The sequence below is a fragment of the Nonomuraea helvata genome (genome assembly GCF_039535785.1).
In the GTDB taxonomy this organism is placed as follows: domain Bacteria; phylum Actinomycetota; class Actinomycetes; order Streptosporangiales; family Streptosporangiaceae; genus Nonomuraea; species Nonomuraea helvata.
This window is the reverse complement of the sequence record NZ_BAAAXV010000001.1, coordinates 852048-867371: the sequence shown is the minus strand read 5'-3', so window position 1 is coordinate 867371 and position 15324 is coordinate 852048. Positions and strand designations below refer to the sequence as shown.

Here is a 15324-nt window from a genome sequence, read left to right as displayed (position 1 = left end):
GCCCGTGACGGCCGCTCGGGCACTTCGCCTAATGTTGGCCTCATGGGCATGGTCGGGACGGTCGGGCTGGTGCTGCATCCTCAGCGCGACTCCAAGAAGGCGATAGACACCATCCTGCGCTGGGCCGGTGAGAAAGGGGTCACCGTGCTCGGGCTGCCCGAGGAGGTCGGGCGCATCGACTGCACCGCCGTGCCCGTCGACGCCGAGGCCCTCGTCGAGCGGGCCGATCTGCTGGTCGGGCTCGGGGGCGACGGGACGATGCTGCGGACCATGCGGCTGCTGGCCGGGCGGCCCACCCCCATCCTCGGGGTGAACCTCGGCAAGCTCGGGTTCCTGGCCGAGATCGACGTGGACGAGCTGGCCGACACACTGTCCGCCATCGACGGCCACCGCTACACGGTCGAGTCGCGCATGGCGATCAGGAGCCGGATCAACGGCAAGGACGTGACCGCCTTCAACGACATCGCGCTCGTCCGGATCCCGGGTGAGGGACTGGCGGCGATCTCCGTTACCCCGGCAGGCAGCGACTTCGTGCGCTTCGCCGCCGACGCGGTGATCGTGGCCACGTCCACCGGCTCGACCGCCTACAGCTTCTCCGCCGGCGGGCCCATCGTCTCGCCCCGGGTGGAGGCGGTGCTGGTGGTGCCGGCCGCCGCGCATTCGGCGTTCAACCGGGCGCTGGTGCTGCCGGCCGACGAGGACGTGACGCTGGAGGTGCTGTCCACCAGCGGGCGGCTGGCCGTGGAGGTCGACGGGGCCGTGGTGGGGCATCTGTGCCCCGGTGACACGGTCACGGTGGCCGCGTGGCCGGGGGCGGCGAAGGTCGTCCGGCTGGGCACCACGTTCTACGAGCGGGCCCGCCGCAAGCTGCGGGTGGACGGCAGCATCGAGGCCTACTGATCCCTAAGAACGAGCACGCCTTCGGTGCCGGGCAGGACGCTCCGAGGGAGTGGAAGGGCCCTGGCGCGGCGTGAAGAGGTCCTGCCGGTCCTCGTGCGGCGGGAAGAAGCCGTCGTGGGTCTCCTCGGCGGGCTTCTCCGGGTGGTGGCGGGAGGCCGTCAGGGCCGCCAGCGCCGTGGTGATCGGGACGGCGGCGATGAGGCCCAGCGTGCCGACGATGCTGCGGACGATCTCCTGGGCGATGACCGGTGTCGTCAGCACCTCGCCCAAGGGCTGCTGCCCGATGCTGAACAGCAGCAGCAGCGGCAGCGACGCCCCGGCGTACGCCAGGATGATCGTGTTGATGACCGACGCGATGTGCGCCCGCCCGATGCGCCCAGCCGCCCGGTAGAGGCGGGCGAAGCCGTACGACGGGTTGGCGTGGGCCAGCTCGGCCACCGTCACCGCCTGCGTGACCGTGACGTCGTCGAGCACTCCCAGCGCGCCGATGATGATGCTCGCCAGCAGCAGCCCCTGCGTGTCGATCTTCAGGCTCATGTCGAGCATGAGCGCGCTGTCGTCGGTGATGCCGTTGAGCCGGGCGAACCCCAGCGCCCCGTACGACAGCAGGCCCGTGAGCGTCAGGCTGGCCAGCGTGCCCAGCACGGCCATGGACGTGGCCGGCGAGAAGCCGTGCGTGAGGTAGAGCACGGTCAGCATGATCGCCGCCGCCCCCACGATGGCGACCAGCAGGGGCGGCTCGCCCTCCAGGATGCCGGGGATGACGAACGTCAGCAGCAGCACGAACGTGACCGCCAGCCCGACCAGCGCCGTCAGCCCGCGCCAGCGGCCGAAGGCGATGACCGCCAGCGCGAACGCCGCCCCGAACACCCACAGCGGCGCCGTCCGGTCGTGGTCGGAGATCTGGTACTTGCCGTCCGCGTCGCGCAGCAGGATCACGTCGTCGCCCGCGGCGAAGCGCTGCGCGCCGGGCCCGCTGGGCAGCCGGAGCGTCACGACCTCGTCCCCTGCTGGGCCGCTGTCGGCCCGGACGACGGCGTTGCCGCAGGTGGCGGGGTCGGGCTGGGGCGCGCCTTCCGTGGCGGCGGGGCAGCGCCCGAGCTGGACGCCGGTGATCGTCCCGGTGACGCGCTGCACGCCGGACGGCACGCTGTCAGCCGCCGCACCGGTGTCCGTCCTGCCGTCCGGCCAGAGCCACAGCAGGGCCGCCAGCGTGACGACCGCCAGCGGCACCAGCACGGCGAGGCCGGCCACCACTGTCCGCCGGGAGCTGGGGGGATGATGCGCGTGATCGGCGCCCAAGTCAACGTCCTCCTCCGGGGACTCCTCGGCGGACGACTGTACTGCACGGCCGCCCCCTGGGTAGGCGTAGGGCATGTCGTGGCTGGTGGGCACCTCGGGATGGCAGTACAGGCACTGGCGCGGGATGTTCTATCCGGAGAGCGTGCCGCAGCGGCTCTGGCTGGAGATGTACGCCGAGGAGTTCCCGACCGTCGAGAGCAACAACGCGTTCTACCGGCTGCCGAGCCCCGAGACGTTCGCGGCGTGGCGGGACCGCACGCCCGACGGGTTCGTGATGGCGGTCAAGGCCAGCAGGTTCCTCACCCACATCAAGCGGCTGGCCGATCCCGAGGAGCCGGTGGAGCGGCTGATGAGCCGCGCGTCGGAGCTGAAGGACAAGCTCGGGCCCATCCTGCTGCAGCTCCCGCCGACGCTGAAGGCCGACCCGGACCGGCTCGACCGGTGCCTGCGCTGCTTTCACGCGGGCGTGCGGGTGGCCGTGGAGCCGCGGCACGAGTCCTGGTGGACGGAGGAGATCCGGCAGATCCTCCTCGCGCACGAGGCCGCCCTGTGCTGGGCGGACCGGCTGGGCAGGCCGCAGAACCCGCTGTGGCGCACCGCCGAGTGGGGCTATGTGCGCCTGCACGAGGGACCGGCCCACTGGTCGTACGGCGACACCGCGCTGAAGACCTGGGCGAGACGCCTGCACGAGGCGGACTGGCAGGACGTGTACGTCTATTTCAACAACGATCCTGAGGGGGCGGCAGTGCGGGACGCGCGAAGGTTTGCCAGACTCTTCTAGGTGCACACGCGTCTGTACAGGAACGGCGTCCTCGAGAAGGAAGGGTTCCCGGTCGAGGAGGTCTCCGACTATGTGGGCGACCCCCACAACACGGTCTGGTTCGACCTGTGCCGCCCGTCGTCCGCCGATCTCGGCGTGATCGGCGAGGAACTGGGGCTGCACGAGCTGGCGCTCGAGGACGTGCTTACCGACCATCAGCGGCCGAAGGTCGATATTTACGACAACCACTTGTTCATCACGGTCTACGGGGTGCACGTCGACCACGACCGGCTCGACCCGGTCGAGGTGAACGTCTTCGTCACCGCCAACGCCCTGGTCACCGTGCGCGAGAACGAGCACTTCGACATCGGCGAGGTGGTCAAACGCTGGGACGCCGCCGCCCGCATGGCCGAGCACGGCGTGTCGTTCCTCCTGCACGGCCTGCTCGACTACGTGGTGGACAGCCAGTTCGACCTGGTGCAGGACCTCGACTCGCAGGCGGAGGCGCTGGAGGAGTCGCTGTTCGAAGAGGACGGCGTGCGCGACGCCAGGGCGCTGCAGCGCAAGATGTACGAGCTGCGCAAGGACACCGCCAGGCTGCGCAAGGTCTCGATGCCGATGCGCGAGGTGGTCGGCTCCCTGCTCCGCCGCGACCAGGACCTCATCCATGACCCCGTGATGGTCCCGTACTACGAGGACGTCTACGACCACGTGCTGCGCGTGGCCGAATGGGTGGAGTCCATCCGCGACATGCTGGCCAACATCCGCGAGACCCGCCTCTCCGAGCAGGGCTTCCGGCTGAACGAGATCATGAAGCGGCTCACGGGCTGGGCCGCGATCATCGCCGTGCCCACCGCGATCACCGGCTTCTACGGGCAGAACGTCCCCTACCCGGGCGAGGGCCAGCAGTGGGGCTTCTGGATGTCCCTGATCCTGACGGCCGCCGCGTCCGTCTGGCTCTACACGGTCTTCAAGAAGAAGGACTGGCTGTAGGCAGGCCCGCAGGGCTCGCTCCTGACGTCCAGCCGCGTCTCCACGTCCAGCCGCACCCGCGCCGCGCCGGAAGCGGGATAGAGGTGCAGGCAGCGGCCGCCCGAGGCGAGCGTCCTACGGCCGATCGAGGTGGTGAGCAGCGACAGCTCCTCATACGTGGCGGGCGTGGCCAGCCGCAGCACCCACGCGCCGTCCGGGGTGCGCGTGCGCGTCCCGTCGAGCGCGTAGTAGTCGAGGACGCTCTCATCGGCCGACACGACCGCCCGCATCGTGAAACGGCGCCCCTCCACGGTGAACACCTCCGCGGAGGGCGCCTTGTAGATCGAATGCACGTACAGGATCGAGAAGGCGCCCGACACGACGGGCAGGCCGTTCACGGTGAGGCGCCCGGCACCGGCGCCGGAGCAGAGGGCCGCCACCGCCGCGAGCGCCGCCAGCAGCTTCGTCAGCCCTTTTCCTTGTAGTAGCGGGCCGCGCCGGGGTGCAGCTGGACCGGCGCGACCTCCTGGGCCAGCTTGACGTCGAGCTTCTTGGCCTCCGGGTGCACGGCCGACAGCTCGGCCTTCTTCTCGAACAGCGTCCTGGTGATGTCGTAGGCGAGCTGGTCGCTCATCTCGGAGGGCACCAGCAGCACGTTCGGGATGACCACGGTCTTGATCGTGCCGGACAGCTTGTAGACGGACGACAGGTCCACGTCGTGCCCGGAGTACTGCTGGCCGTACGTGGACTGCATCTTCGCCAGCACGTCGCCGGTGTCGAGGATCTTGATGTTCGGCTTGCTCGTGGCCAGGTCGGTGATGCCCGCCGTGGGCAGGCCGCCGACCCAGAAGAACGCGTCGATGGTGCCGTCCTTGACGGCCTGCACCGCCTCGGTGATCGACAGCTGCTGCTTGGTGATGTCGGTGTCCGGGTTGATCCCGGCCGACTGCAGGATGCGCCTGGCCACGACCTGGGTCCCGGAGTTGGCCGGGCCGAGCGAGACGCGCTTGCCCTTCAGGTCGGCCGCCTTGCTCGCGCTGACGCCGGGCGCGACCACGAGATGCGCGTAGTTGTCGTAGAGGCGGGCGATGGCTTTGACGGGCTGCTTCGAGGTGAACGTGTCCTTGCCGTTGACCGCGTCGGCCGCGGTGTCGGCCTGGGCGAAGCCGATGTCGGCCTTGCCGGAGGCGAGCAGCTTGATGTTCTCGACGGACGCCGACGTGACCGACGCGGTGGCCTGGGTGTTGGCGATGTTGGCCGACAACTGCTTGGCCAGGCCGCCGCCGTACACGTAGTAGACGCCCGTCGTGCCGCCCGTGGCGATCGACAGCCGGTTGCCCGAGCCGCCCGCGCCACCGCCGCCGCAGCCCGCCGCGGCCAGCACGGTCGCTGCGAGTATCGCGAAGATCCGCTTCACGCTGGGTTCCTTCTCCTTCTTCTGACGAGGTGCACGGCCGCGGCCACGGCCAGGACGGCCAGGCCGGCGATGATGGGGACGGGTTCGAGGAAGAGCAGCAGCACCGCGGCCACCGCCGCGAGCACGCGCTCGGGCCAGCCGGCGAGGCCGCCGGTGGCGATGGCGAGGGCCGCCACCGCGATCGCCGAGACGGCGGTCATCAGCAGCACGGTGCCGATCGGCCCCTGGCCGAGCAGCGCCTGCCCGTTCGGCGTCAGCACGAAGGCGAACGGCACCAGGAACGCGGGCAGCGTGTACCGCCAGGTCATCATCATCGTCCGGTACGTGTTGCCGCCGGTGATCGCGGCCGCCGCCACCGCGGACAGCGCCGTGGGCGGGCTCACCTCCGACAGCACCGCGTAATAGAACACGAACATGTACGCCTCGGCCTTCGTGACCCCTAGGGCGAAGAGCGCGGGGCCGATGATCACCGCGGCGATGATGAAGCTGGCGGTCACCGGCACGGCCAGGCCCAGCAGCATGACCGCGACGCCGGACAGGACCGTCGTCAGGATCAGGTTGCCGGCGGCGAGGTCCACGATGATGTCGGCGAGGTTCAGCCCGAGGCCGGTCTGCGTGATGATGCCGACGATGATCCCGGCCGCCGCGCACACCGCGGTCACGGGCAGCACCTCGAGAGCGCCCTTGGCCAGCGCCTGCGCGACGCGCTTCGGCCCCATCCGGTGCTCCGGGTCGAGGAACGACAGCGCGAACGCGATGCCGGTGGCGATGACCACCGCCTGGAACGCCGACCTGTCCAGCGCCATCAGCACGATGATGAGGATGAGCGAGCTGAAGTGGTAGCCGAAGCGCAGCAGCAGGCGGCCCGCCTTGGGGGCGTCCACCTCCACGGCGTGCGTGCTGAAGCGGCGCGAGTCGATCTCGATGGCCAGGAAGATACCGAGGTAGTACAGGATCGTGGGGATCGTCGCGTACAGGAGCACCTCGAGGTAGCTGACCTGGAGGTATTCGGCGATGATGAACGCCGCGGCGCCCAGCGTGGGCGGCGACAGGATGGCGCCGATGCCGCCGGCCGCGAGGATGCCGCCCGCCGGCTCCTTCGGGTAGCCCGCCCGGCGCAGCACCGGCCAGGCGACGCTGCCCAGGCTGACCGTGGTGGCCACGCCCGATCCCGACACGGTGCCGAGCAGGAATCCGGCCGTGGTGACGGTACGGCCGGGGGCGGCGCGGGACTTGCGGAAGGCGGCGAAGCTCAGGTCGATGAAGAACCGGCTCGCGCCCGAGTAGTCGAGTACGGCGCCGTAAATCGTGAAAAGGATGATGTAGCTGGCGGCGACCTGCATGGGGACGCCGAAGAAGCCTTCGGTGCCGGTGTAGAGCTGCGACACGATCTGCTCGAGGTCGAACCCTCGGTGGCCGATCGTCCAGTTAATTGGCAAATATGAGCCGTAATAGGCATAAATCAGAAAAATGACGCAGATGATGGCCAGGGACCAGCCGACGGTGCGCCGTACCGCCTCCAGGAGCAGCACCGTCAGCGCGAGGCCGGCCGCGATGTCCACGCTGGTGAGCGCCGCGCCGGAGCCCCGCTCGCGGAACGCCTCGAAGTCGAAGAGCGGGTAGACCAGCACGGCCAGCGCGACGGCGGCCAGCACCCAGTCGGCCACGCTCGGCCGTTCGGCTGCGGTCGGCTGCTCGGCCACGGCTGGCTGCTCGGCTGCGGCTGGCTGCTCGGCCGCGGCGCCGGTGCCGCGCCTGAGCAGGCGCCGCACCAGCGGCGGCACGCCCGACCGGTAGCAGAGGAAGACCAGCGGCAGCGCCGCCGCCAGGAACGTCATCCGGTGCTCGATCGCCTCGATCGGCCAGAACACCACCACCAGCGAATAGACCGACAGCAGCCCGCCCACGATCCACACGCCGAGCCGAAGACCTCCGCTGAGCTCCCGCGCCGGGCGTTCCTGTTCGTGAGCGGAAACCAGCTCGGCCTCGCGAGCGCTCAGCTCGGTCAAATCGTCCTCCCCGACACGGCGTTGCAGCGGACTTTACGAGTCGTTCAGACGCTGGGGGAAGACTCCGTTACCTTTTCGATTTCCGAGTTTCAGAACAAAGGTCGCGATTCCTCCGCGAGCCGCTCCACGGGCACGTCACCCGCCTGGCTGCCGTCGCGCAGCCGTACCGACGCGCCGCCGCTCGCCGCCTCGCGCGCCCCCACGACCAGCTGGTACGGCACCAGCCGGTGCGCCCTGATCCTGGCCCCGAGGCTGCCCCGATCGGCGGGCACCAGCTCAGCCCGCAGCCCGGCGGCCACGCAGCGGCGCAGCAGGTCCTCGGCGGCGGGCAACTTGGCGTCCGACAGCGGCAGCACCACGGCCTGCACGGGCGCCAGCCAGGCGGGGAACGCGCCCCCATGGACCTCGATGAGGTGCGCGAGCAGGCGCTCGATGCTGCCGACGACACTGCGGTGCACCATGACGGGCCGCCCGCCCCCGGCGTAGCGCAGGTCGAAGCGCTCCGGCTGGAAGAAGTCCACCTGGACGGTCGACAGGCTGGTCTCGCGGCCCGCCGGGTCCACGATCTGGATGTCGATCTTGGGGCCGTAGAAGGCGCCCTCGCCGCGTTCCTCGTCGAAGTCGCGGCCGCGCTCGTTCAGCACGTCGCGCAGGATCGCCTCGGAGCGCGCCCACAGGCCCGGGTCGTCCACGTACTTGTCGCCGTCGCCGCGCAGCGACAGCCGGTAGCGGGCGGCCCGGATGCCGAGCTGGGCGTGCGCGGCCTCGACCAGGTCGAGGGCGTTCGCCACCTCGGCGGCGGCCTGCTCGGGCGCGCAGAACACGTGGCCGTCGTTGAGCTGGATGGCCCGCACCCTGGTCAGGCCGCCGAGGACGCCGGACAGCTCGGAGCGGTACTGCCCGCCCAGCTCGGCCAGGCGCAGGGGCAGCTCGCGGCGGCTGCGCCCGCGTGAGCGGTAGATGAGCGCGTGGTGCGGGCACAGGCTGGGGCGCAGCACGAACTCCTCCCCGCCCACGTTCATGGGCGGGAACATGTCCTCCGCGTAGTGCGCCCAGTGGCCCGATCTCTCGTACAGCTCGCGTTTGCCGAGCACGGGCGAGTTGACGTGCCGGTAGCCGTTGCGGCGTTCGAGCTCGTGGACGTAGTCCTCGACGGCCTTGCGCACGGCCGCGCCCGCGGGGAGATAGTAGGGGAGGCCGGAGCCGATCAGCGGGTCGGTGTCGAAGATGGCCAGCTCGCGGCCGAGCCTGCGGTGGTCGTTCATGATCGTCCTTTTCGTGGAAAGGGCGAACGACCAGACTCCCGGGCGTCCGCCCGGGAAGCATGGATTCAGCGCGCCGGGACGGTGTCCGGCGTCGTCGTGACGAAGGCGCGCTGCATGGATCTCACCGTAGCATCCGGGTACGTCCGTGAGCTCATGAAAAAAAGCTTCATGAAGCTCTCAAGGTTTGGCAAATGGTATAAAAGCCTGGTGGCCGAGATCACCCTGGACGTCTGCCAGCTGCAGGCGTTCGCCGAGGTGGGCTACCAGGTCGCGGGCGGTGGCGGCGCGCAGGCGGCGATGGCGGCGCTGCGCCGGGTGGTCCCCGTCGACGCGTACGAGTTCGTCGCCTTCGATCCGGCCACGGGGCGCCACCACAGCGTCGTCTCCGACGGCCACCGGCGCATCGACCGCGACGCGGCCGAGGAGTACGCCGGTCTCGACGCGTACCGCAGGGCCCGGGCCACCCGCGCCCCGGTGCGCATGCCCGAGCCGGACACCGAACGCTATTTCCGCCGCCACCTCGCCCCCTACGGGTGGCAGGCCGGGCTGACGGCGCCGCTGTTCCTGAGCGAGGGCCGCTACACGGGGCTGCTGCACCTGGCCACGAAGGACGCCTTCTTCCCGCGGATCACGGGGGAGCTGCTCGCGGCGGTGAGCCCGATGCTCGCGCACGTCACCGACCTGACCAGATGTGTGATCGACCCGGTGGGGCTGCCGCCCGACTTCCGGGCGGTCGCGTTCGACCGGGTGGGGACCCGGCGCGAGGTCCCCGGGCACGAGACGTCGGCCGTGCTGTGGGACGACCCGGCGATGGCCGCGTTCGCGCGGGCGTTCATCGACTCGCGGGAGCTGAACAGGCACGGGCTCTGGCCCGACCGCGGCGGGCGCTGGCACGAGTTACGGCTGATCAGGGCCGGCGTCGGGTTCCAGGGGGCGCTGCAGGGCGCCATCGTGGCCGAGCGGCCCTGCCTGCTGCCGTACGACCTCACGGGGCGAGAGGTGGACGTGCTCACCCGGGTGGCCGCTGGCGACTCCAACCCGCAGATCGCCGCCGCCCTCGTGCTCAGCGTCCGCACGGTGACGACCCACCTGGAGCACATCTTCGCCAAGCTCGGCTGCGACAGCCGTACCCGCCTCACCACCAAGGCCCTCGCCGAGGGCCTGTGCCGCCTCGACGTCTGACCTGGCGTTTGCCCTTCGATCGCTGATCCAGATCATGAACCCGATGCCCGCCTGCCTCAATAACAGAGCGCGTGCTCCATAATTGTGTATCGTGGACGCCTTGGAAGATCGCTTCTCCTCCTAGTCGTGCGAGGTCTCGTCGAATGTCCAAACCCGTACACCGGGCGTTATCCCGTACCAGAACCCTGGCAGCGCTGGCCCTGCTCACCGTGCTGGGCTCGCTGCTCACCGCACCCGCCGTGTCCGCCGCCACGGCGGGCGCGCCCATGCTGCCCTTGTTCGTACGCCGGGCGAGCGACGGCCACCTGCTCGCCTACGAGCCCAAGGGCGCCGGCGGCCTGCAGAGCCCCGTCGACCTCGGCGGGGGCTTCTCCACGGCGACGGCGATCCTGCGCGCCACCACCTCGGAGGGCGGTACCCGCAACGACCTGTTCTTCCGCCTGGGCGGCGAGCTCTACTACACCGCCGAGCGCGGCACCTCGACCATGCCGGTCGCCTCGAACATGGACGTCTACAACCTGATCATGACCCCGGGCAACATGGGCAGCAGCGCCTCGCCCGAGATCATCGCGCGGGACACGGCCGGCGCCCTGTGGCTCTACCCGGGACGCTCCGACGGAGGTCTCGCCGCCCGCGTCCAGGCCGGGAAGGCCGGCTGGAACGGCATGGACGTCCTGGCCGGGTACGGCGACTACACCGGCGACGGCAAGAACGACCTGCTGGCCAGGACCACCGCCGGAACCCTCTACATCTATCCGGGGACGGGCGGCCTCAGCGAGAACCAGATCCTGGGCACCCGCGTCAGCGCGGGCACCGGCTGGGACGTCTACACCGCGCTGGTCTCGACCGGCGACAACAACGGGGACGGCAAGGCCGACCTGATCGCCCGCGACTCTGCCGGGGCGCTGTGGCTGTTCAAGGGCACCGGCGTCTCCTCGGCTCCTTTTGCCGCCAAGGAGAAGATCGGCAACGCCGGCTGGAACGCCTTCAACGCCTTCTTCTGAGCGCACCCGTCCCTGTATCTACGGCTGAAAGCTGACCATGCTCACCCACGCCTCTTCATCGCGCCGTGCCCGGCGCCCTTTGTTAGGCCGGCTGCGCGCCACCGCGGCGGCCCTCACCTCCGCCGCCGTCGTCGTCTCCGGCGCGCAGCTCGCGCCCCTGCCCGGCATCGGCCCGGCGGCCGCCTTCGCCGACGCCGCCGAGTACGACCTCGCGCACGCCGCGTCGGTCCGCGCGGCCCAGTGCCTGCTCACCACCATGCAGCGCAAGGGCGGCCAGGGCATGAAGGCCGTCGCCCGCGCCGGGCTGGGCGGCGCCGACGACGTCCTGCTGCGCAACGCCGCCGACGACTACTGGGCCGACCCGCCGACCCCGCTGCACACCGCCTTCGACCAGGACGAAGAGTGGACCGGGGCCAAGCTGGACGAGCTCAACGACCGACACTACGTGTGGGAGGAGTCGCTCGCCGTCCCGCCCCCGAAGGGGTACACGGACGCCGCGTTCCAGACGATCAAGGACAGCCCGTTCAGCAAAGTGGGTCTGTCCTCCTGGATCTCCAACCAGTTCTGGCAGACAGAGGACGACTTCTACGCCGACCAGACCCCGCGGGCCGCCAAGGAGTCCGTGGACGCGGTCAACAAGATCGCCGCGGAGCGTTACCCGGCCGGTGGCGACGACGAGGAGGGGCGGCAGGCGTGGAAGGACCTGACCGCCGACCACCCCATGTACGCCGACGACGCGCGGGCCTTCCTGGAGCGCGGTGGCTTCCCGACCGGCGCCCCCGATCCGGACAGCATGGAGTTCCGGGTCGACGTCGAGAATCTCAAGGCCCGCTACGCCTCCTGCACCACCGGCAACCCCGCGGACCCGCACGGGGTGCTGAGTGCCGAGTTCGCCACGGCGTCGGCGGAGTGGCAGCAGGAGGTCGACGGTCAGCGCGCCCAGCGTGACACCATCCTCTCCGAGGAGGCCCAGGCCGCCGCCGACCTTCAGATCGCCTCCCAGGCCCTGGGCGAGGCGCTGGGCCAGTCGATCATCGGGAGCCGGCTGACCGAATGGCAGGCGTACTGGCTGAAGCAGTCGCCGGACGACCTGTCCTACCCGAGCGCGGCGGAGTTCGCCAAGGTCAAGAACGACATCGTCAAGGCCCAGGCGATGGCGCTCGGCCGGGTGTTCGTCGCCTCGCGTGCCGCGCAGTCGGCGCAGCAGCACGCCGCCGCGGCGGTGACCGCCCAGCAGGCCGCGTATGCCATCGCCGACGCCGCTCATCTTCCGCGTGGCCGGGGCCTGCTCTACGGCCAGCAGGCCGTCCAGGTCACCCGGGCCTCGGCCGCCGCCACGCTGGCCGTGGCCAAGGCCACCGAGACCGCCTCCAACGCCACCCGCGCCTCGGCCGCCGACAGCAAGACGCTGATGGCGCTGGCCGAGACCCAGGCGCACGCCTCGCAGGCCGAGTTCCGGCGGATGGCCGCCGAGGAGGCAGCGGCGCAGGCCAAGGCCGCCGCCGACGGCGCTGCCGTCCAGGCCGCCCTCGCGGTGGAGAACGCGGCCAAGGCCAAGAGCGCCCAGGCCAGGGCGGAGGCCGCCGAGCAGACGGCCAAGAACGCCGCCGCCGACGCCCGCGCCAAGCGGGAGATCGCCGAAGCCGAGCGCGACAACGCCGAGCAGCAGAAGGACATCGCCGCCAGGGAACGCCAGAACGCCGCCGCCGCGGAACAGCGGGCCCAGTCCGAGCGGCAGGTGGCGGCCACCGCGCTGGGCGACGCCCAGGCGGCGGGCAACGTCGCGGCGGGGAAGAAGAACGCCGCGCTGGAGGCCGAGCGCAAGGCCGTCACGGCACGCAACGACGCCCTGCAGGCCGAGGACCAGCGGGACGCCGCGCTGGCCAAGGCCGCGGCCGCGGAGGCGCACGCCGCGGCCGTGGAGGGCACCGACGCCGCCGAGGACGCCAGGGCCGCGGCCACCCAGGCCCGCTCCGCCGCCGACCGGGCCACGACCGCCGCGGTCAACGCCCGCCGCGCCGCCGACGAGGCCACCACCGCCGCGACCGCGGCCCGCGAGGCGGCCACCAAGGCGGAAGCCTCCGCGTCCCGCGCGCGTGCGGCCTCCGACGCGGCCCAGCGGGACGTGACGATCACCGAGGCCTCGGTCAAGAAGGCCCACGCGGCGGCGGCCGACGCCATCAAGGCCTCGTGGGACGCGGCCATCAACGTCCGCGACGCCGAGGAGTACGCGAAGACTGCCAAGGCCAAGGCGGTGCAGGCCAAGGTGGACGCGGCCGTCGCGCACAAGGAGGCCGACGCCGCGCACGCCAGCGCGGTCAAGACCGCCGGATTCGCCTACGCCACCGCCCAGGCGGCGCTGGCCGCCCGCGACTCGTCCGCTCAGGTGATCAAGCCGGCCAACGACGCCATCGAGCTCGGCTCACCGTACAAGGAGACCGACGCCTCCGCGGGCCTGGCCGTGCTGACCGCCCAGGCATCCAAGACACTGGCCGCCCAGCAGGCTGCCGTCGCCCAGGCCAAGGCCGCCCAGGCGAAGAAGGCCGCCGCCGAGGCCGCGGCGCTCGCGGCCCAAGCCGACGCCGACGCCAAGGCGGCCGCCACCGCGGCGGCCGACGCGGCGGAATCCGCGGCCAGGGCCGTGGCCTCCCTCGCCACGGCGCGGGACGCGGCGGCCGAGGCGGCAGCGGCGGCCAAGGCGGCGGTGAAGGCCGAGGCCAACACCGTCGAGTACGACCGCCAGGCCACCGCGGACGCGGCCGCCGCCGACGCCGCCGCCACCGCGGCGGAGGAGTGCGCCGGCGACGCCCGCAACTCGGCCGACGAGGCCGAGCTGGACGCCGCCTCCGCTCGCGAGGCCGCCACCGCGGCCGAGAACGACGCCGCCAAGGCCCGCGACGTCGCCACCCAGGCCGAGAAGGACGCGGCGACCGCCGAGGCCGCGGCGGCCCGCGCACGCGAGGCCGCCCAGGAGGCCCAGGAGGCAGCCCGGCGCACGGAGGAGGAGGCGGATCGGCAACGCGAGTCCGAACAGGCCTCCGAGCAGGGCCCCACGGGCCTGCCCGGCGTGATCGCCCTCACGTGGGAGCCCTGGTACGAGGCCAACCCGAAGAGCGACTGCGTGGGCGATTCGGGCTGCGACATCGACCTTGAGCACCACATGTGGGGGACGCAGGAGTACTTCCTGGTCTCCTGTCCCTCGTCCGGCCACGAGATCGCCGACTGCCCGGTGGCCCTGGAGCTCGACTATCTCGGCAGCGCCCCGTTCGACGTGCGCTTCACCAGGCGCGAGCACATCGACGGCAAGGAGCTGAGCCGCGCCATCCTCGAGGGCTTCATGAAAGCGTTGGTCCACGACTACGTGGGCTGCTGGCGCAAGGTCTCCGGCACGGGCGGATCGACCGCCAACTGCGCCTGGGCCATCGGCGGCATCGTCGTCCCGCCGATGATCACGGCTGGATACAGGTACGCGGTGGGCATGCGCGCGGCGCTGCGCGACGGCGGCTCCATCGCCAAGGCCCTGTTCGAGCTCCGCAGGTCCGGTCTGCCCGCCCAGGCGGTGGCCGGCCTGGAGCGCACGGTGGGTGAGACGCTGGCGGCCGGCAAGTGCTTCCCCGCCGGAACGCTCGTCGAGACCGAGCACGGCCCACGCCGCATCGAGGACATCCGGGTCGGCGACCGGGTCTGGTCGGCCGATCCGGCGACCGGTAAGCGGAGTCTGCGCGCGGTCACCCGGCTGTTCCACCGAACGGCCGGCTCACTGGTACGGATCACCACGGCCGACGGCACCCTGTCACCGACCGAGGGTCATCGCTTCTGGGTGCGGGGCCGGGGATGGACCCCCGCGGAGGACCTCCGCCCGGGCGACCCGCTCCAGACGGACTCCGGCGCGACCGAGCGAGTCGTCGCGGTCTCGGCGGTGGACGGCCCGGTGGACGTGTACAACTTCGAGGTCGAGACCGACCACACGTACTACGTGTACGCGGGCTCGACACCGATCCTGGTGCACAACGACTGCGTGACCCCTTTCGTCACCGTCAAGCCCGGCGACCACGTCGTTCTGGGCATCAACCCGCACTCCGACAACCTCGCCAAAAGTATCCCCGGGGCTTATACGTTCAACAACCCCGCCCTGAAGTTCCCGGACTCCGCCAATCCCCAAGGACGCCCCCTCTGGATGACTGGGGTCTCGTCGGCGATACGCGATGAACGGGTCCGGGTCACCGTGACCTTGGACGGCGTCATGCGTGACGTCAACAAGGGGATTCCTGCCGCGGACGCCGACGAGGCGGTGTCGATTCTGCTGAAACGGGCCGACGACAACGACCTGCTCCACGATTGGGAGGCGGCGGCGAACAACTCCAACGGCCTTGGAACCGCGTGGGAACTGATGGACATCCGGCAATCTGTCAAGGCCGGAACGTCCGAATGGGAGTGGATCGACTTCCGGATGACCGTCGACGGGGAGGTCAAGCAGGTGTTTCCGCGCAACCCCCTGACCAACTGAACACAG

General features: G+C 71.1%; 11 protein-coding genes. 6 read left to right on the top strand and 5 right to left on the bottom strand.

Features of this window, described 5'->3' with window-relative positions:
* Positions 1-42 precede the first annotated feature (42 nt).
* A complete protein-coding gene (locus tag ABD830_RS03835) occupies positions 43-900 on the top strand; it encodes an NAD(+)/NADH kinase (protein WP_344984902.1) in 858 nt (285 codons plus the stop codon).
* Positions 901-903: 3 nt separating this feature from the next.
* Here the strand turns inward: ABD830_RS03835 and ABD830_RS03830 are convergent, their stop codons facing one another.
* Positions 904-2202 (bottom strand): YibE/F family protein, encoded by a 1299-nt coding sequence (locus tag ABD830_RS03830; RefSeq protein WP_344984901.1) that lies wholly within the window; start codon positions 2200-2202, stop codon positions 904-906.
* A gap of 73 nt (positions 2203-2275) precedes the next feature.
* Between ABD830_RS03830 and ABD830_RS03825 the strand changes: the two genes are divergently transcribed.
* A complete protein-coding gene (locus ABD830_RS03825; RefSeq protein WP_344984900.1) occupies positions 2276-2983 on the top strand; it encodes a DUF72 domain-containing protein in 708 nt (235 codons plus the stop codon).
* Entirely contained in the window at positions 2984-3955 is a 972-nt protein-coding gene (locus ABD830_RS03820; RefSeq protein WP_344984898.1) for a magnesium transporter CorA family protein, read from the top strand.
* Here the strand turns inward: ABD830_RS03820 and ABD830_RS03815 are convergent.
* The 4 genes from ABD830_RS03815 to thrS all read right to left on the bottom strand — a co-directional run bounded on the left by ABD830_RS03815 (position 3922) and on the right by thrS (position 8694).
* A complete protein-coding gene (locus tag ABD830_RS03815) occupies positions 3922-4374 on the bottom strand; it encodes a DUF1850 domain-containing protein (RefSeq protein ID WP_344984896.1) in 453 nt (150 codons plus the stop codon). The genes ABD830_RS03820 and ABD830_RS03815 overlap by 34 nt on opposite strands.
* A gap of 26 nt (positions 4375-4400) precedes the next feature.
* On the bottom strand, positions 4401-5351 hold the full coding sequence (locus ABD830_RS03810) for a TAXI family TRAP transporter solute-binding subunit (RefSeq protein WP_344984894.1): 951 nt from the start codon (positions 5349-5351) through the stop codon (positions 4401-4403).
* Positions 5348-7360, bottom strand: a complete 2013-nt coding sequence (locus tag ABD830_RS03805) for a TRAP transporter permease (RefSeq protein WP_344984893.1) — start codon at positions 7358-7360, stop codon at positions 5348-5350. The genes ABD830_RS03810 and ABD830_RS03805 overlap by 4 nt, the downstream gene beginning before the upstream one ends.
* A gap of 89 nt (positions 7361-7449) precedes the next feature.
* Entirely contained in the window at positions 7450-8694 is a 1245-nt protein-coding gene (thrS, locus tag ABD830_RS03800; protein WP_344987616.1) for a threonine--tRNA ligase, read from the bottom strand.
* A gap of 138 nt (positions 8695-8832) precedes the next feature.
* On the opposite strand from thrS, the gene ABD830_RS03795 reads away from it, so the two are divergent.
* The 3 genes from ABD830_RS03795 (at position 8833) to ABD830_RS03785 (ending at position 15318) form a co-directional block, all read left to right on the top strand.
* Positions 8833-9807 carry a helix-turn-helix transcriptional regulator gene (locus ABD830_RS03795; RefSeq protein WP_344984891.1) on the top strand — a complete coding sequence of 325 codons (975 nt, stop codon included), beginning with the start codon at positions 8833-8835 and terminating at the stop codon, positions 9805-9807.
* A gap of 143 nt (positions 9808-9950) precedes the next feature.
* Positions 9951-10811, top strand: coding sequence for an FG-GAP-like repeat-containing protein (locus ABD830_RS03790; RefSeq protein ID WP_344984890.1), 861 nt, complete (start codon positions 9951-9953; stop codon positions 10809-10811).
* A 79-nt stretch (positions 10812-10890) separates the two neighbouring features.
* Positions 10891-15318 (top strand): polymorphic toxin type 27 domain-containing protein, encoded by a 4428-nt coding sequence (locus tag ABD830_RS03785; RefSeq protein ID WP_344984889.1) that lies wholly within the window; start codon positions 10891-10893, stop codon positions 15316-15318.
* The last annotated feature ends 6 nt before the right edge of the window (positions 15319-15324 follow it).